The following is a 17,399-nucleotide window of genomic DNA, read 5'->3' on the forward strand; positions in this document are numbered from 1 at the left end:
GGCTGGCCACTACGGATCCCGAGGAGCCACGGAGAGGCGCTCGGCTATGGCACCTCTCTGCTCGCAAATGACTCAGTGTCTAGACGCCGCCTACTGGTGGGTTCCCCGTCAGGTTGAAGGCGTAGACGTCGCCGTCTGTGTAGTCGCTGATCCACACCGTTGTGCCGTCGGACCAGATGCCGTGGGGGGTGACGTGTGTCTGGGCGCCCAGGGGTCGTGTTGGGCTCGGCGGTATGGTGATGGAAATCACTGCGCTGAACGTCTTGGCGGAGTCGTAGGCACCGGTGGCCAGCGTGTAGGCGTACACACTCCTGTCTCCGTCAGTAACCCACATCGTGGTGCCGTCGGACCACAGGCCTCCGGGTAGGGCGTTGCCGTCGGAATACGCCGAGTTGCCGCCGCCGAAGAGGCTGAACTCCTTGGTGCTGTCGTTGACCCCGCTGAACACTTGGTCGCCGTTGTCGTCGGTTGTGTACAGCGTGTACGCGTACACCTTCTTGTCCACGGTGTCGGCTGTGTAGATGGTCGTGCCGTCCGACCACAGGCCCATCGGGTCTTCGTTCTGCGCTTGGAGGGTGATGTCCTTGCTGGAGTCGCGGCTCCAGTCGCTCAGCGTGTAGGCGAAGATCTTGTTGCGGCCTGAAATCGGTGCCCCGTCTGGGGCGGTAGCGTCCCGGAGCAACCAGGCGGTGGTGCCGTCCGACCACAGGCCGGACCGGTCCACCCCGGGGTCATTGAAGGCATTACCGCTGAGGGTTCTGCCGAATTGGGTGCCTGAGGTCAGGTCATACGAATAGCGGCTGCTCGCTTCAACCCAGCCGCCATCGTCAAGCAAAAAGGTGTGTCCCAGGACCCACAGCTTTTCGCCGAGTCCGGCGTCGTCGAGGGTGCCCCACAGGCTCAGGGAACTGTCCAAGTTGACGGTGATGTCTTTGGAAGGAGTGCGCCCGAACTGCTCGGTCGAATCCTCTGAATTCACTCCTTGGGCCGCGGCCGGGCCGAAGCTGGTTGCCGTCGCCAGCAGTGCTAATGCGGCAACTAGAACGGCCCAGCGCGGCCAGCGCAACCGGGCGCGCCGGGCCGAGTGGAAACCCCGCGGGTCGGAGAGGGAAGTTGCGATTGAGTTTGCCGAGCTGTTGCCGAAAAGCCTTGCCATGTCCCAGAGAATAGTCGTTGTTACTACAATTGCACAACGAACGCCCAGGTCCGTGCGCTCACGGAGTACCGCTGGGGGTGTACCAGCCGCCGCCGATCAGGGTTCCGTCGACGTCCACGAGCCAGACGCGCATGGTGTCGGGTCCGCCGGCACCGGGGTCGTTGTCCTCCGCGGTGATCCACGTACCTTCAGGCGTCGCCTTGCTCACCGCCGGCCCCAGCAGATCCTCAATGGCGGTACCGATGATCGCAGGATCGATGTGGGAGACAATCTCGCCGTCGTCGGCAGCGATGATCCCCGTGAAGTAGCCGTCGACCGTGTTGGTGCTGTTGTAATACCTCACCGCCGTCTCCAGTCCCGCCGAGATGCCCTGGGGGTTGTTGTAGAAGGCCAGAGTCGCCTCGAGCCCGCCGGAGCGGTAATGCTTTGCGGCCTCGGCGATGAGCTCCGGCAGGAATTCCTCCGCGCTGATGTACCAGCCAGAGCCGAACAACAGGCCATCGTGGCGTACCACCCAGGCGTTCTTCAGCTCGAAGGCAAGTTCCGCAGTGTCGTCCAGCACGCCTCCGGCGGGATTCGTGAACACGTAGGGAACCCATTTGCCGTTGTGGTCGGCCGACATCATCTCGGGCCCGAACTCGTATCCGTTGATGTCGGTGCCGATCCACCCGTGAAGGCTCTGGCCCACCCTCTCGGGCTGGTAGTGGGCCAACAGCGCGCCGTCGCCGTCGATGATGAACACGTACCACTGGCCGTCGATGCTCGCGGGATCGCTGTAGTGCGCCACCGCGGCGTCGAGACCCGAGGACTCGTACATGTCGATGGCATCCTGCACCACCTGCTGGGTGTACTGGGCCGGATCGGGCCCTTGCTCGGCGCCGGGAGCGGCTGCCGGCCCGGCATCATCTGGTGCCGCGTCATCGTTGCTGCACGCCTGCACCGCTAAAGCGGCGACAACCAGCACCAGCAGCCACCGGCACAGCTGACGGCACGCGTACGACTTGATTGGCTTCATGAACTCGTGTCCTCTCCGGTATGGCGGGGTTGGGGGTCTGCTAGTCGTCGAGGTCGCCTCTGGTGATTGCCACCCAACCGCAATCGGAACACGGAACCCGGAATCCCCAGGTCCATCGCATATAGCTCCAGTAGCTCCAGCCCACCCGGTTCTTGACCGTGACCGCCATCTGTACGCCGACTCCCCGTCTGGTGAAGTTGTGTTCCAAAGTCGTGCTGGTCGTCGTTCCCGGATAGACATCGTCGACGTTCTCGGCACCTTCAGTGGAAGGGCCGCCCTCAAGCAGCTGCCACGCCGACCAGTTGGCGTTGATGTTCCCAGTCCGGCCCCCGGAGCGGGTGCGGTACCACACCTGGTAGTCCGTCTGGCAGTAGGCCTGGGGCCACTTTGCGGTCAACTCCACGGTATTGGTCGCGGTGTTGATCACATTGACGGTTCCGCTGTGGGTGGTGTCCAGGTTGGGCCGCGCCGGATACCGGCGCGCCGTCAAGATGTTCCACGCTTTCGACCATGGGCCTGACGTCCCGTTGCTGTAGTTGGCGCGAACCCGGTAATTCCAGTCGGTGCACGCGGGCTGCGATGTAGTGATGTCGTAGATCTTCGGGTCCACCGAGGTGCCTACGTCCGCTATATGCGACCAAGAACTCCAGCGGTTGTCGGTGCGGGTCTGGCGCTCAACTGTGTAATCGACGATGTCGCTCCGGCCCGTGGTCGGCCTCTCCCACTTGAGGTAATCGCCCGGCTGCACGCCCTGACTCGGGTTCCACATGTAGAGCTTCAATTCGCGCACCTTGCCGGTACTGCTGCTCTGCGCGCCGACCACAGAAAGCGGCAAGAGCGTCGCAACCAATGCCAACACGCACGCCACTGCCACCAGATACCGCTGGTGGGCGCGCCCGGTCGTAGATGCCTTCATTGTGCCTCCCATTCATTGGAGTTCGTACTACTATCAGCCTGAGAGGATAAATCGTAGTACCTACTACATTTCAAATAAGGGATGGCGTCCCGTGCTGATTCAGGCGGCTAGGGCGCGCCAGCAGCAGGCCTCTAGGAATTGGGATTCATGGCGTCCAGGGCGTGGGTGCCCGTCGATGGTGCCGACGGTTTCCTCAGTCGCTGGATGTGCCAGACCCTCCAGCATTCGGGCCAATGGAGTTAATAAACCGGCCGAGCAGCGTATTCCAGTCTTCCTCTGAAGGCTGCCCTCCCCGACGTGGTGCGGCTGCCGCGGCCAGCCTGACTCCGAGGCTGAGCGACTGGCATGCGAACACGATCGCCTCGGTGCTCAGCGACGCGTCGACTTCCCCTGCGGCCTTGCCCGCCTCAATCATGCCGGCGATCACCGCCCCCTCCTCTTCCAGGGACCGCGACACCTCCACACTCATTGAATCGTCGCGTCGGGCAATCACACAGGCTTCAAGCAACAGGTTGCCGGCTTCGTCGTCACCGGACTCCATCAACTTGCTGCCCATAACGGCGATCTTCTCGAGCGTCGACATATCGGAACGACTCGACAACTTCTCAGTGCCCCGCGAAGCCCGGTGCTCTATTGCCGCGAGGAACAGCTCTTGTTTGGTCAGCCATCGGGAATAGACAGCCCCTGTCGTCAGACCGCATCGGCGTGCAATGTGGGCAACTCGCGCGCCTTCGAAACCGTTCTCGCCAAACACGCTGGCGGCGGCATCCAGGAGGCGCTCGGTCGATTCCTCAGCACTGCTCCCCCTGCTTGGAGTTCGGGAGTGGGGCGCTGGCGTGGACGGCATGGCAAATCCACGATAGCCGCAACCCGCCCGCGTTCCGGCCCGCAGGCGCCAGAATTCCAAATAATAGCACAAACTACAAGCAAGTTCAAATTGCCCGCAAGTCAAACCGATCCTGGGCTTCACCTTCAGATAGTTTGTGTTCTTATTAGTCTTCTGCTTTGGGGGGGTGCACGTGGCCGACGATGACGTGCGGCGCAGGGATTCGGATGAGACCACAACGCGGTTGTTGGATGCTGCGGCTGAGGTGTTTGTGGAGCACGGCTATGACCGTGCCGTGATCGCTGACATCGCGCGCCGCGCCGGATTGACCACCGGCGCAGTGTTCAGTCGGTGGGCCAACAAGAGCGAGTTGATGGCTGCGGCCGCCGACCACATCTTCGACCAGATCCTGCCCGACCAGAGGATCAAGCAGCTGGGCATCGACGAGTGGCCGGTGATCGACATCTTTTCGGCGTGGGCCGCCAACATCTTGTCCGGCGACGACACCCAAGACGTGATGGTGCAGGTATTCGCCAGCGCCCGCAACAACGACGCGGTGCGAGAGCGCCTGAGGTGGTTCCTCGACGAGCAGGCCCACCAAATTGGGCGCATCGTCGATCGAGGCCGAGGCGAGGCGAACTTCGACCCCGGCTACAGCACCGCCGCCGTCGCCTTGCTAATCCAGGCCGTCGGAGTCGGCACCCACCTACTGCTTTCCGCTAGCCGAGACGACCAACATCTGCCTACCGCCTCGGATTGGGAAGCTCTCATCAGAACCCTTTTTCACAGCCTGGCCACACCACCCAGCCAATAGGACCTCACTAGGACAGAAAAACACACGCCAGGGCAAGACAGGTGGGCCACCAGGGATTGTAGTTGTTATTTTGACGAAGTGGCGGTGAGGCAGCCTCTGGCCGGGGTGAGGGTGCTCGATATGGGCACTCGGATCGCGGCCCCGTTCTGCGCCGGGATCCTGGGTGAACAGGGGGCGGAGGTAATCAAGGTCGAGGATCCCATTGGCGGCGACAAGACCCGTACCAACGGGCCATTTACCACTGATAGCGACGGCAACTTCTACTCCCTCTTTTGGTCGGTGGAGGGCCGGGGGCGCAAGTCGGTGACCATCAACCTTCGAAGCTCTGAGGGCCAGGACCTGTTTCGGCGTTTGGCTTCGAAATCCGATGTGGTGTGCGAGAACTTCCGACCCGGCACGCTGGAGCGCTGGAATATCGATCCGTCCCGGCTCGACCCGAAGCTGGTCACAGCCCGCATCAGCTTGTACGGCCAGAAGGGACCCAAGTCTCTGTATAACGGTTTCGACCACAACGCTGTCGCGTTCGCCGGGCTGACGCACCTCACCGGACATGCCGACCAGCCCCCAACCCGGCCGGGCCTTTCTGTCTCCGACTATCTGACCGGAATATTCGCGGCTCAGGCCGTGACCAGCCTGCTCTATGAGCGAGACGCCAGGGGCACCGGAACCGGTGGCGTGGTAGACGCCTACCTGTACGGATCGGTGTTGCGGATCATGGAGTGGACCATCGCGGCCTACGACCGCCTGAACTCGGTGCGCCAGCGCACGGGCAACAGGTCGGACAACGCTGCGCCGCTCGACAACTTCCAAAGCCGCGACGGCCGGCATGTGTGCATTGTGGCCGTGCGCCAGGCAGTGTTCGAACGCCTCTGTGAGGCAATGGACCGCCCCGAATTGCTGACCGACGAGCGCTTCGCCACACCAAAGGCGCGACGCCACAATCGGGAGGTTGTCAACCAGACCGTTGCCGAGTGGGCATCGGGACTGGACGCCACCACCATCGAAGAGCGCTGTGGTCGCCGCGGGGTGCCCGTCAGCGTCGTCTACGACGCGGCCGACGTGGTTGCCGACAACCATGTGCGTGCTCAAGGAGATGTGTGCACCGTGCATGATCCCGTCATCGGCCCGGTCCGCCAACAGGCCCCCTATCCTCGTTTCGATGGCGACTCGCTTCCGGTGCCCGAGGGCGCGCCCCGGTTGGGAGAGCACACCAACGAGGTGCTCTCGAGCCTGCTGGGCCTCTCTGAAATCGAGATTGCCGCTCTGAAAAGGCGAAACGTGATTTGAGCAGATCGGAGAATGTATGAGGCGACCTTTGGAAGGACTGCGGGTAATCGACTTGGGGTCCCGCGTCTCGGCTCCGTTCTGCGCCGGGATCTTGGGCGAACAGGGCGCCGAAGTCATCAAGATCGAGGAGCCGGGGCGAGGCGACCGACTGCGCGAACTCGGCCCCTACGTCGAAGACGGCGATGAGCTGTACTCCCTCTACTGGTCAGTGGAGGGCCGGGGCCGCAAGTCGGTGACCATCGACCTGCGCCGCCCGCAGGGGCAGGAGATCTTCCGCTCCCTGGCCGCCACCAGTGACGTGGTGTGCGAGAGCTTCCGCCCTGGCACCCTTGAACGCTGGGACATCGACCCCTCCCGTCTTCCGCCTCAAGTGGTGACGGCCCGCTTCAGCGTGTTCGGTCAAGACGGCCCGAAGTCGCTTCAGCCGGGACTCAACGGAAACGCGCTGGCCTTCAGCGGGCTGATGCACCTCACCGGTGACCCCGATCGGCCTCCGGCGAGGCCGGGGGTGAACATCGCCGGCTATCTGACCGGCTTGTTCGCGGCTCAGGCGATCACCAGCCTGCTCTATGAACGCGACGCTCGCGGCACCGGAACCGGCGGGGTCATCGACGTGTACATGTACGGCTCAGTGCTGCGCATCATGGAGTGGACCATCGCCGCCTACGACCGACTCGGCATGGTCCGCAACCGCTCGGCCGACAGCCTCGACATCGCCGCGCCGGTCGGCAACTACGCCAGCCGCGACTCGCGCTACGTGTATATCGTCGGCGGCAGCCAAACCTTCTTCGAACGGCTGTGCCGGGCAATGGAACGCCCCGATCTGGTCGCCGACGAGCGCTTCGCTACCGCGGCGGCCCGAGCCCGCAACCGGGCCGACATCAACGCCATCGTGTCCCAATGGGTCTCGGAGGCCGACGCCGACGACATAGAGGCCCGCTGCGTCGCCTGCGACGTACCCGCCGGCAAGATCTACGACGTTGCCGACCTCACCGCTGACGAACACGTCTTGGCCAGGGGAGACATCTGCACGGTTCAGGACCCGATCGTCGGACCGGTCCGTCAGCAGGCGCCATTCCCCCGCGTGCTGGGCGAAGTGCCCTCCGCTCCGAGTGGCGCGCCCCGCGTGGGCGAGCACACCGACGAAGTGCTGTCGGAAGTGGTCGGCCTGTCCGGCACCGAGCTGGACTCTCTCAGAGCCGAAGGCATCATCTGACCGAGACTCCCCCGGCAACTACATATGGTCGAGGTTTGATTCGTCCTGAACTACTGGCTCTATTGGCCCTAGTGCATCAGCGATCAGGTGTAGTTGGTGTATTTGTCCAGGTGGCGGGTGGGGATCTTGAGGGCGTCTTTGCGGAATGGGTCGCCCAGCTCCATGGTGCACATGGCCTCGATGACCGTGGTGCGGCCGCCGTTCATCTGGGCGTCGATGGCCTTGGTCAGCGCCGGGCCCACCTCTTCGAGCTCGTTCACCCGCACGCCGTCGGCGCCCATGGCCCGGGCCACCTCCGACCAGTCCTCGCCGCCGTCGAGCTCGCCGGCCACGAACCGGCGACCGTAGAAGTCCACCTGGTTCTTCTTCTCCGCGCCCCACTGGCGGTTGTGGAACACCACCGCGGTCACCGGGATGTTGTGGCGCACCGCGGTCATGGTCTCCACCATGCTCATGGCCCATGCCCCGTCACCGGCGTAGGCCACCGCCGGGCGATCCGGCGCAGCCTTCTTGGCCCCGATGATGGTGGGCAGCGCATAGCCGCAGTTACCCCAGCTCATGGCGGCGAAGAACGACCGGGGCTCCTCGAAGCGCAGGTAGCTGTTGGCCACCGAGTTGATGTTGCCGATGTCGGTGGACACCATGACCCGCTCCGGCATGGCATTCTCCAACTCGCGCAGCACCTGCCGGGGGTGCATCCAGTTGTAGTGCTCCTCGGCGGCCTGCTTGATCATGTCCACGCTGAAGTCGTCGGTCTCGTGGATCCAGTCGTCCAGCTCGGCCTCCCAGTCGGCCTTGTCGGCGGCGATCTCGGCCGCTCGCTGCGCCCGAGTGGCATCGCACGCCAGCTCCCGACCCTCCAGGCGCTGAAGCAGCGCCGTGGCGGCCGCGCCGGCGTCGCCGCAGATGCCCACGTCGATGGGCTTGACCAGCCCGAGCATCTTGTTGTCGGCGTCCACTTGGATGATCTTGGCCTCGGCAGGCCAGTAGTCCATGTCGTGTTGGGGCAAGGTCCCGAACGGTCCCAGCCGGGTGCCCAGCGCCAGCACCACGTCGGCCCTCGAGATCAGCCGCATGGCCGCCTTGGAGCCCTGATAGCCGAGCGGCCCGCACCACAGGGGATGCGACGCCGGGAACGAGTCGTTGTGCAGGTAGCTGTTGACCACTGGGCAACCGAGCCGCTCGGCCAGCGCCACCGTCTCGGCCATGGCGTCTCCCATCACCACCCCGCCGCCGGAGACCATCACCGGGAACGAGGCACCGGCCAACAGCTCGGCCGCCTCGTTCAGGGTGCGCTCGCCGCCTGGGCCCCGATCCAGGCCCTGCGGTTGCGGAATCTCCACGTCGATGTCGCCGTAGAAGCGGTCGCGGGGGATGTTGAGCTGCGTGGGCCCCATCTCCGACAGCGCCCGATCAAAGCACCGGCCGGTGAGCTCGGCCATGCGGTGCTCGTTGTTGACGTGGCCCTGGTACTTGGTGAACTCCTCGAACATCGGCAGCTGGTTGGCCTCTTGGAAGCCACCCAGGCCGATGCCCATGGTTCCCGTTTCGGGGGTGACGACTACCACCGGGCTGTGGGCCCAGAACGCGGCGGCGATGGCGGTCACGCAGTTGGAGATGCCCGGCCCGTTCTGGCCGATCACCACGCCGTGGCGGCCGCTCACCCGGCTAAATCCGTCGGCCATGTGGGCCGCGCCCTGCTCGTGGACCACCGGCACCAGCTCGATGCCGGCCGGCTCGAAGATGTCCATGGCATCCATGAACGCACTGCCCATGATGCCGAAGATGGTGTCGACGCCGTGGGCGACCATGGTCTCCACGAACGCTTCGCTAGGAGTCATGCGGGTCATGGCTCGTTCCTTTCGTGTAAGAGAATTCTCCGTTGAAGGAGATCCCGCGGGCAAGAAGATCAGATCGCATAGGCCGAGGGCTTGGGCTTGAGCGGACGGGAGTACCACAAGGGCCGGCGCAGGCCTCCGGGGCCGGGAGCTGGGCGGGTCATGGCCAGCCACTCCTGATAGGCCTTGCGGGCTTCGGCGGTGTCCACCACCACGTCGCCCGGTGAGTCCCCGGGCTCAGCCGGCGTCACCCGCACCCGCTGGTGCCAGCACTGCATGCCCGAAACCGGATCGGGCTGCACACTGAACGTCAGATTCTGATGGACGCCGGTATCGCTCCACCAGATCCGCTCGGTGTCGTCATCCGTGCTGGCATGGCGCTCCGGTCGGCCTCGACGGGTGAGCCGCCACCGCGTGCCGTCGTTGGAAATGTCGGCGTCGCCCCCCGTCCACGACCCGCCGTTGTCCGGATCGAGGCGCCAGCGGCCCATGTGATGCGATGCGGCCACCACGCCGGGTCGGATGCCCTCGGTGCGCCACGCTCCAATCACGAAATGGCCGATACGGGTGGTGATCCTCACCAGCCCGTTCACCTCGATTCCCAGAGCCTCGGCATCTGAGGGATGGATCCACAGCGGATGGCGATGGCTGAGCTCCGACAGCCACTTGCTGTTGGCCGAGCGGGTGTGGATCAAGGTCGGGATGCGAAAGGTCGGAACCAGGATGCGCTCGGCGCCGGAGAGATCGAGGTTCTCCCAATGCACGTGCGACGGAATCCAGGTGGGGGTGGCGTACTCGGGCCAGCCCCAGTCGGCCAGCGTCTCCGAGTACAGCTCCAGTTTGCGCGACGGCGTGGGAAAGCCCTCCTTGGGGGTTCCGTCCACCTGCACCGCCGGGGAGCCGTCCCCCAAGCCGGCCAGCTCCAAGCCGGCCAGGTCGGCCGCCGAGCCCGACCACGTGCCGGGAGTGCCCGAGCGGCGGTACACGCCGGCGTCATCGAGGTGGCATCCCTCCAGCTCAACAGGGTCCACCTCCCGCTCATAGGGCTGGTGCATGTCGCCGTCGAGGGCATAGGCGCCCCGGTCGCGCATGTACTCCAACGGGGTCTGACCGGCCGCTTCGGCGTCGTCGGCCAAGCCGGGAACCGCCGCGAACATTGACCCGTAGTACTCGTCCACGCTCATCGGCGTGCCGGGTCGCTCAGTGCTCTCAAACCAGCGGCGGATGCCCATGGAGCCGTCGGGGTCGATGCGCCACGACAGGTCGATCCAGAACTCGTTCTCCTCCCACACCTCGCCCGGGTTGAACTCGTGGGTTCGCGACCCATTGCCCACCTCAGCGCCGCGAATCTCGGCGTAGCGGCGCAGCACCGGCTGGCGGAAGCCGATCCACCGCCCGGCGTGGGTCTCGAAACTGGCCACATCGTGGCGCTCGGCCCCCACCCCCATGGGCAGCACGTAGTCGGCGAACACCGCCGTCTCCGACCACGTGGGCGTCAGCGCCACGTGACAGGCCACCTTGTCGGGGTCTTTGAGCGCCTCCAGCCAGCTGAACCCGTCGGGGTTGGTCCACACCGGGTTGTACACCCGGCTGAAGTACACCTCGAGGCGGCCCCGGCCCTCGGCCAAAAAATGGGGCAGCAGGATCGACATCTCGTGGTGGGCCAGCGGGTATTCCCGAGGCCAGCTCAGCTCGTTCCACTGCTCAAAGGGCGGCGCGCCCGCCGGGTGGGGTGCCTTGTACTTGTTCCAGCCGTTGCCGGTGGTGCCCCCCACCGTGCCCACCGAGCCGGTGAGCACATTGAGGAAGAACAGGCACCGGGCCGTCTGCCAGCCGCCCAGATTGCCGGCGGCTGCGGCCCGCCAGTTGTGGGAGGCGAACTTGGTGGGATGGGCGCCGATGATCTCGGCGATCTCGATGAGTTGGGCCGCGGGCACCCCGCACACCCGCTCAGCCTCCTCAAGGGTGTAGGCCGCGTAGTCGTCGAGCAGCGCCGGGCCCACCGACTCGAACTCCATCGCGCGGTGCGGGTGGCGCTGGCGCAGGTACACCTCCCAGTTGGTCCAGCGCCGCACGAAGTCGCGCTCCCAGGTGCCGTTGAGCAACAGCAGCCGGGCGATGGCCAGCAACAAGAAGGGCTCGGTGCCCGGCCAGGCGGGCAGCCAATAGTCGGATTTGGAGCCGGTATTAGACAGCCGGGGATCCACGCAGATGACAGTGGCTCCCTGGCTTTGGGCTTCGACGATCCGCTGGGCGTGGGGGTTGAAATAGTGGCCCGACTCCAGGTGCGACGAGATGAGGAAGATCACCTCGGCGTTGGCGAAATCTGCCGATGGGCGGTCGTGGCCCATCCAGCTCTGATAGCCGACTCGGGCGTTGGAGCTGCACACGTTGGTGTGGCTGTTGTGGCCGTCCACGCCCCAGCACTGGAGTACCCGCTCGGCGAAGCCGTCCTCGCCGGGGCGGCCCACGTGGTACATGACCTCGTTGTGGCGCCCTTCGGCGATAGCCCCTCGAATGCGGCTGCCGATGTCGGCCAGCGCCTCGTCCCAGCTCACCCGCTCCCACTGCCCGGAGCCCCGCTCACCGGCCCGCCGCAGCGGATACAGGATGCGCTCGTGGTCGTCGATTTGATTGAGCGTGGCCGGACCCTTGGCACAATTGCGGCCCCGGCTGGCCGGATGCAGGGGATTGCCCTCCACGCGGTCGATGCGACCGGTGGCATGGTCCACATGGCACACCAGCCCGCAGGCCGCCTCGCAGTTGAAGCAGGTTGTGGGCACCAGGGTGTGGTGGAGCTCCACCCGGCGGGGCCAGGCCTTAGCGTCGAGCGAAGTGGCGTCGTGCCAGGTCTCGTGCGGGGGGTAGCGGTGCAAGTCAGTCATCAGTCGCCATCCGCCTATGACAGCGGCACGGACTGGCCGGCCCGCACGAAGCTGTCCTCGTAGCACCACATGCCCACCACGGCGCTGATCCCGGCCACTGCGGCCAGCCAAGACCCCGCGTCAGCGGCGAGGCTGATCGCAACCAGCACTGCCGGCGCAGCCAGCCCCAGCACGACTCCTCCGAGCCAGAACTGCCGGGCGTATCGACCCCGGGTCATGGCCGCAACCGCCGCCTCCACATGGGGCGTTCCCCGCCCCAAGACCTCGGCGGCCACCAGCACTGCGGTGGCCAGCAACCCCGCCAACAGAACCCACTGCACGGCGACAGGGTCGGGACCATCGGCGGCCAGTTCCATCACCGCGTAGCCGGCACCCCCGGCGACAACCGCTTGGGCCAACAGCGTGGGCAGCACCAAGGGCGACTGCCATAGATCGCGGCCCTCGCACTGGGCGAACAAGAATGCGGTGTAGCCCGCGGTGGCCAATCCCAACAGCGCAGCGGGCGCGGCCAGCCCTTGCAGCGCGCCCACCGAGCCCGCCACACCGGCAATGAACCAAGCCGCGCTTACCGCGGCGAATGCCCCAAGCACAACCGCGCCCTTCACCAGCCAAGACCGGGGATTGGCCCGGGTGATGAGGTAGTAGAACCGAGCGGGCTGGCGCAGGTCGCCCACCAAGAGCACGCCGGTGAGCGCCAAGAACACCCCCGCGGTTACCGCCGGCGCCACCCCCACAACCGCCTGTTCTCCGCCGTGGCCGAGCAGAACCAGCAGGGCGGCCACCATCATCATGCCCGCGGCCACCGCCTTGGTCACCAGATAGCTCGACACCTTGGCCTTCCAGGTCATCTGGTGGGCCGTGGTGTAGGCGGTGCGGGCCTCCACCCCATCGCCGCCGAGATCGGCCGTCGGATGCTGGGCGGTGGTGTCGGCCCAGATCATCCCGTCGACAGCGATTGCGGTGCGCAACGGGTCAAGCGAAGCCGCATCTGCCCCCCGGTAGTGCACCTTGGGCCGGGTGTTCTGCTCCGGCGCCCGCACCGCGGTGTCGCTTTGGGCGATGAGCTCGGTGGTGGCGTCGGCCGGGTTGTCGAGGTCGGCCACCTTGATGGCGTGAGTGGGACACACCACCACACAGCTCGGCTCAAGACCCTGCTCAATGCGGTGGTTGCAGAAATTGCACTTGTTGGCTGTGTTGGTGGCCGGATTGATGTAAATGGCGTCGTAGGGACAAGCGTTCATGCACCCCTTGCAGCCGATGCAGTTGTCATCGTCAAAGTCCACCACCCCGTTGTCGGCCCGGAACAGGGCATTGGTAGGACAAATAGAGATGCACGGCGCGTCGTCGCAGTGGTTGCACCGCATCACCGAGAAGTGCCGGTTTACATCGGGAAACGTGCCGGTCTCGATGTACTTCACCCAGGTTCGGTTCACGCCGAGAGGCACGTCGTGCTCGGCCTTGCACGCCACCGTACAGGCATGGCACCCGATGCAGCTCTCGCTGTCGAGGAGGAAACCGAGTCGGGTCACCCGACGCCCTTGGCGCTCATCTGGGGAATGCCATTCACTCCACAACTCCTGTGCTCATCTGGGGCTTGCGAGAGAGCCGCTGGATTCCGGCGCACAGCAGCTGCACGAGGTGGTCGAAGGTGTCCTCGGGATCGTGGGGCAGGGGATGACCATCGCCTGATTCGAGATGGCTGAAACCGTGAAAGGCGCTGCGCAGAGCGCGGGCCGCGTGCACCTGGTCTTCCTCGGTGAGGTCGTAGCCCCGCAGGGTTTGGCCCAGTACGGCCAGCACCCACTCCACCGCCGCTTCCAACTCATCGTCGCCGGCGCACGGGTAGCGATCGGTGGCCGCGTAGATGCCGGGATGATCCCGAACCATCTGCCGCCAGGCGTGGCCCACCGCCGCTACCGAGTCGTCTCCCGAGAGGCCCACTGCGGCATCGGCCAGCCGCTGGGCCAGAATCTCCCGTCCCCGCAGGCTGAGGCTGCGGAGGAGGTCGTCGTATCCGCCGATGTGGCGGTACAGAGCCGGCTGGCGCACGCCGAGCTCCTCGGCCACCCGGGTCAGGGTCAGCCGATCGAGCCCTTCGCTGTCGGCGATTCTCGCAGCGGTGGCGATCACCCTGGCGCTGTCCAGCGGCAGCCGCTCCGGAGACTTAGCTCCCTTGCGTTGAGTCATATCCCCCGTCCTTCCCTGCCCGCTCCCGATTCCCAGGGGTGGATGGCAGGCAAGTTAGCAGCTATAGCGAAATTGTTAGAGTGCATTGACATCAGGGGCAGCCCTTCGCCGCCTGACAAGCCGCGATCACGGCCACCGTGGCGATGTCGTCGGCGCTGCAACCCCGTGACAGGTCGTGGATCACCCGAGCGGTTCCCTGAAGCAGCGGTCCATAGGCCCGAGCTCCAGCGAGGCGCTCGGTGATCTTGTAGGCGATGTTTCCCGAGTCGAGATCGGGAAAAACGAACACGTTGGCCCGGCCGGCAACCTCCGAGTCGGGTGCCTTGGCCGCCGCCACCTGCTGATCCCAGGCCGCGTCGAACTGCATTTCCCCGTCGACGGCCAGCGCCGGCATCCGCTGGCGCACTATTTCAGTGGCCGAGCGCACCCGATCCACCCGCGAGCCGTCGGCACTCCCCTTGGTGGAGTACGACAGCATGGCCACCCGGGCCCTCTCCCCCGCCAGCTGCTCATGGGTGGTGGCCGTCGAGATCGCAATGGAGGCGAGCTGGTCGGGACTGGGATCGGGGACCACTCCGCAATCGCCATAGGTGATCGGGGTCCCGTCGGGCAGCACGAAGAGAAAACAACTGCTGATGGTTTCGACGTCCGATGCCAAGCCGATGCAATTCAGGGCAGTCCTCACCACATCGGGCGTAGGCCGGCTCGCGCCCCCTACACAGGCATCGGCCTCGCCGGCCGCCACCATGAGGGCGGCGACGTGGAGTGGATCGCCCAAATCGATTTTCTCGCCTTTTGGCGAAATCGCAATCTGCTCTTGCACCGCTGGCGAGCAGTAGTTCGCTGGGTCGTCGAGGATCACGGGTTCGGCCAGACCCTCGCGTTCCAGATACCGGGCGGCGGCCTGGGCTCGTTCGTCGCTGCCATCGGCCAGCACCACCCGCCGTTTCGAGGCGCGCGCCCGTTGGCGCCACGACTCGGTGATGGGGACGTGGCCCGCGGCTGGCTCGAGTTTGGTCAACCCTTGCCCCGCCAGGGGATGAGCCGCTTCTCAGCCATGCGCATGGCCACGTCCATGGTCACCCCGAGGATGCTGATGAGGATCACCGCCGACAACATCAGATCGAGCAGGAAGAACTGGCGGGCCTTGAAGATGGTGAATCCGAGGCCGGAGCTGGCCCCAAGCAGCTCGGCGGCCACCAGCGTGCCCCAGCACACTCCAATGGCAACTCGAAGTCCGGTGAAGATCTCCGGCAGCGCGTTGGGCAGGATCACATGGCGCAGCACTTGGGCCTTGGACGCGCCGAGCGAATAGGCGGCGTGCACCTTGGTGGTGTTCACCGCCAACACTCCGGATCGGGCGGCGATGATCATGATCCAGATGGCGGCGAACAGGAGCAGGTTCACCTTGCCCTCCTCGCCGATGCCGAACCAGACGATGAACAGGGGGATCAGCGCCAGCGGCGGGATGGGCCGCAACAGCTCCACGATGGGGTCGAAGATGCCCCGCCAGCGGCTGGAGAGGCCCATGGCCAGACCGATGGGCACCCCGATGGCCACCCCCCAGAACAAGCCCTTGGCCAAGCGGCTGAAGCTCAGCCACAGGTGCTGCCACAGGGTGAACCCGCTATAGCCGTTGCGGGCGAAGTCCCAGGTGGCGTCCCACACCTGGCCCGGACTGGGAAGGGTCGACTCGCTGAGCCACTGCGTATAAGAGCACGAGGGCAGCCCGGGGAAGTCCCCCGGGTCGTCGGCTGCCCGGTCGCAGTCTCGCAGCAGGTCGCGCTGGCCGTAGCTCTCGTCTTCGGAGAGTCCGGCCCGCACGTCGTCGGCGTAGCCGTACCAGGCCTGGGGCAGTCCCCACACCCGGGTGGATATGAACCACAGAGCCAAGATCACGATCAGGCTGAAAATGGTCCACCGCAGCGCACCGCTGACCTCGGCCGCGTCGCCAAAGGTCACCGTCTTGCGAGTGCTCTGGCCGGTCTTGCCCCGGAACAGCCAGTTGAAGGGCCAGTTCGCGGTGCGGTTCTGTTGTTCGATGTTCTCTTTCACGGCGTGCCCGCCCGGTCCCTCTACCATCAGGCACCTCCTCCCGTGCCCATGATCTGTTCTTCCATCTCCCAGATCATCGTGAGGATCTCCTCTCGGGTGTCGATGAACTCCTGAGACGTCTTCAGCTCGCGGGCATCCGCGGTCAGCGCCTCCTGGGCGAAGGGAAGCTCGTAGGTCCGCTCGATGCGGCCCGGCCGCGGCGCCATCACAAAGAGCTGGTCGCCCAAGTACAGCGCCTCCTCCACGCTGTGGGTGACCAGCACGATGGTCTTGCCGGTCTCGTTCCACAGGTTGAGCACCAGGCTCTGCATCTTCTCTCGGGTCAGCGCGTCAAGGGCGCCCAGGGGCTCATCCATCAAGATGATCTTCGGATCGTTGGCCAGACATCGGGCCAAGGCCACCCTCTGCTGCATCCCGCCGGAGAGCTCGTACACGGCCTTGTCGCCAAAGTCCTGGAGCCCAACGATGTTCAGCAAGTCCTGAACTGCCTCGCGGGAAGCGGGTCGGGAGCGCCCGTTCATGCGAGCGCCGAAGCCCACGTTGTCGTTCACGCTCAGCCACTCGAACAGCGCCCCCCGCTGGAACACCATGCCCCGGTCTTGGCCCGGTCCGGTGATCGGTTCACTACCCAGCCTCACGTCGCCGGAGGTGGGGGCCAGGAAGCCGGCGATGATGTTCAAAAGCGTGGTCTTGCCGCACCCCGACGGCCCCAGCAGGGTGAGCAGCCGGCCCGGCTCAAGGGTGAACGTGACGTCCTTGAGCGCCTCCACTCCGCCTCCGTCGGGCAGCTCGTACACCATGCCGAGCTCCTCCACGACGAGGGGGCTCTCCGTTTTGGACTCCCGGGCGACCTCCACTTTGGACGGATCGAAGTGCACCTCGGGCCGCGCCAGCGTCAACCATGCCCGGGCGATTACCAGCGCCGCCACCAGCAGCCCCATATAGGGAATCGACGAGTCCTCGCGCTGCAGGAAGGCCAAAATCACCGCGATGGTGGCGCTGGCCGCCAAGGCAAGCCACACGTACCAAGCCGTGGCGGCCTGCCTCTCCTCGTCGGCCCGCCGATACAGCATCAGCATGGCCAGCAGCGCCGCCCCGCCCACCAGCGAGACCACCGGCTGCCACGGCGACGCGGTATCGCGGAACGACAGTACGACGCCCCCGATAATGGCCACGCCGGCCATGATCTGGCCGATCAGGATGA

Annotated in this window: 14 protein-coding genes; 3 read left to right on the plus strand and 11 right to left on the minus strand. The window is 65.5% G+C overall.

Going from position 1 to position 17,399, the window contains the following annotated elements; all coding sequences use genetic code 11:
- Nucleotides 1-79 precede the first annotated feature (79 nt).
- From ACOGXH_RS13790 to ACOGXH_RS13805, 4 genes are all read right to left on the minus strand, one after another.
- Nucleotides 80-979: a hypothetical protein gene (locus ACOGXH_RS13790; RefSeq protein WP_419929669.1), complete on the minus strand. Its 900-nt coding sequence runs from the start codon at nucleotides 977-979 to the stop codon at nucleotides 80-82.
- A 235-nt stretch (nucleotides 980-1,214) separates the two neighbouring features.
- Nucleotides 1,215-2,171 (minus strand): cache domain-containing protein, encoded by a 957-nt coding sequence (locus tag ACOGXH_RS13795; protein ID WP_419929670.1) that lies wholly within the window; start codon nucleotides 2,169-2,171, stop codon nucleotides 1,215-1,217.
- A 40-nt stretch (nucleotides 2,172-2,211) separates the two neighbouring features.
- Complete coding sequence (locus ACOGXH_RS13800; protein ID WP_419929671.1) at nucleotides 2,212-3,087, minus strand: hypothetical protein; 876 nt, start codon at nucleotides 3,085-3,087, stop codon at nucleotides 2,212-2,214.
- Nucleotides 3,088-3,280: 193 nt separating this feature from the next.
- Nucleotides 3,281-4,057, minus strand: a complete 777-nt coding sequence (locus ACOGXH_RS13805) for a TetR/AcrR family transcriptional regulator (RefSeq protein ID WP_419929672.1) — start codon at nucleotides 4,055-4,057, stop codon at nucleotides 3,281-3,283.
- 49 nt (nucleotides 4,058-4,106) lie between these two features.
- Here ACOGXH_RS13805 and ACOGXH_RS13810 point away from each other — a divergent pair, with 49 nt between their 5' ends.
- From ACOGXH_RS13810 to ACOGXH_RS13820, 3 genes are all read left to right on the plus strand, one after another.
- The gene (locus tag ACOGXH_RS13810; RefSeq protein ID WP_419929673.1) at nucleotides 4,107-4,727 is read left to right on the plus strand and encodes a TetR/AcrR family transcriptional regulator; all 621 of its coding nucleotides are present in this window, start codon (nucleotides 4,107-4,109) and stop codon (nucleotides 4,725-4,727) included.
- Nucleotides 4,728-4,805: 78 nt separating this feature from the next.
- Complete coding sequence (locus tag ACOGXH_RS13815) at nucleotides 4,806-6,014, plus strand: CaiB/BaiF CoA transferase family protein (RefSeq protein WP_419929674.1); 1,209 nt, start codon at nucleotides 4,806-4,808, stop codon at nucleotides 6,012-6,014.
- 16 nt (nucleotides 6,015-6,030) lie between these two features.
- Nucleotides 6,031-7,230 (plus strand): CaiB/BaiF CoA transferase family protein, encoded by a 1,200-nt coding sequence (locus ACOGXH_RS13820; protein ID WP_419929675.1) that lies wholly within the window; start codon nucleotides 6,031-6,033, stop codon nucleotides 7,228-7,230.
- Nucleotides 7,231-7,313: 83 nt separating this feature from the next.
- Here the strand turns inward: ACOGXH_RS13820 and xsc are convergent, their stop codons facing one another.
- The 7 genes from xsc to ACOGXH_RS13855 form a co-directional block, all read right to left on the minus strand.
- Nucleotides 7,314-9,080: a sulfoacetaldehyde acetyltransferase gene (xsc, locus tag ACOGXH_RS13825; protein ID WP_419929676.1), complete on the minus strand. Its 1,767-nt coding sequence runs from the start codon at nucleotides 9,078-9,080 to the stop codon at nucleotides 7,314-7,316.
- Nucleotides 9,081-9,139: 59 nt separating this feature from the next.
- On the minus strand, nucleotides 9,140-11,953 hold the full coding sequence (locus ACOGXH_RS13830) for a molybdopterin dinucleotide binding domain-containing protein (RefSeq protein ID WP_419929677.1): 2,814 nt from the start codon (nucleotides 11,951-11,953) through the stop codon (nucleotides 9,140-9,142).
- Nucleotides 11,954-11,967: 14 nt separating this feature from the next.
- A complete protein-coding gene (locus ACOGXH_RS13835; RefSeq protein WP_419929678.1) occupies nucleotides 11,968-13,482 on the minus strand; it encodes a 4Fe-4S dicluster domain-containing protein in 1,515 nt (504 codons plus the stop codon).
- Nucleotides 13,483-13,516: 34 nt separating this feature from the next.
- Nucleotides 13,517-14,140 (minus strand): TetR/AcrR family transcriptional regulator, encoded by a 624-nt coding sequence (locus ACOGXH_RS13840; protein WP_419929679.1) that lies wholly within the window; start codon nucleotides 14,138-14,140, stop codon nucleotides 13,517-13,519.
- A 91-nt stretch (nucleotides 14,141-14,231) separates the two neighbouring features.
- Nucleotides 14,232-15,161, minus strand: a complete 930-nt coding sequence (locus tag ACOGXH_RS13845; RefSeq protein WP_419929680.1) for a phosphate acyltransferase — start codon at nucleotides 15,159-15,161, stop codon at nucleotides 14,232-14,234.
- Complete coding sequence (locus ACOGXH_RS13850; RefSeq protein ID WP_419929681.1) at nucleotides 15,158-16,222, minus strand: ABC transporter permease; 1,065 nt, start codon at nucleotides 16,220-16,222, stop codon at nucleotides 15,158-15,160. Before ACOGXH_RS13850 ends, ACOGXH_RS13845 begins: the two co-directional genes overlap by 4 nt.
- Nucleotides 16,222-16,995, minus strand: coding sequence for an ATP-binding cassette domain-containing protein (locus ACOGXH_RS13855; RefSeq protein WP_419930377.1), 774 nt, complete (start codon nucleotides 16,993-16,995; stop codon nucleotides 16,222-16,224). The genes ACOGXH_RS13850 and ACOGXH_RS13855 overlap by 1 nt, the downstream gene beginning before the upstream one ends.
- Between the last annotated feature and the right edge of the window lie 404 nt (nucleotides 16,996-17,399).

The sequence above is a fragment of the Candidatus Poriferisocius sp. genome, assembly GCF_965208355.1.
Lineage (GTDB): Bacteria > Actinomycetota > Acidimicrobiia > Acidimicrobiales > Bin134 > Poriferisocius.

Excerpts from the sequence above, each read along its gene's own strand:
- ACOGXH_RS13795 (WP_419929670.1), bottom strand. The coding sequence starts at position 2,171 with ATGAAGCCAATCAAGTCGTACGCGTGCCGTCAGCTGTGCCGGTGGCTG.
- ACOGXH_RS13800 (WP_419929671.1), bottom strand. The coding sequence starts at position 3,087 with ATGAAGGCATCTACGACCGGGCGCGCCCACCAGCGGTATCTGGTGGCA.
- ACOGXH_RS13820 (WP_419929675.1), top strand. The coding sequence starts at position 6,031 with ATGAGGCGACCTTTGGAAGGACTGCGGGTAATCGACTTGGGGTCCCGC.
- xsc (WP_419929676.1), bottom strand. The coding sequence starts at position 9,080 with ATGACCCGCATGACTCCTAGCGAAGCGTTCGTGGAGACCATGGTCGCC.
- ACOGXH_RS13830 (WP_419929677.1), bottom strand. The coding sequence starts at position 11,953 with ATGACTGACTTGCACCGCTACCCCCCGCACGAGACCTGGCACGACGCC.
- ACOGXH_RS13840 (WP_419929679.1), bottom strand. The coding sequence starts at position 14,140 with ATGACTCAACGCAAGGGAGCTAAGTCTCCGGAGCGGCTGCCGCTGGAC.
- ACOGXH_RS13850 (WP_419929681.1), bottom strand. The coding sequence starts at position 16,222 with ATGGTAGAGGGACCGGGCGGGCACGCCGTGAAAGAGAACATCGAACAA.
- ACOGXH_RS13855 (WP_419930377.1), bottom strand. The coding sequence starts at position 16,995 with ATGGTGTACGAGCTGCCCGACGGAGGCGGAGTGGAGGCGCTCAAGGAC.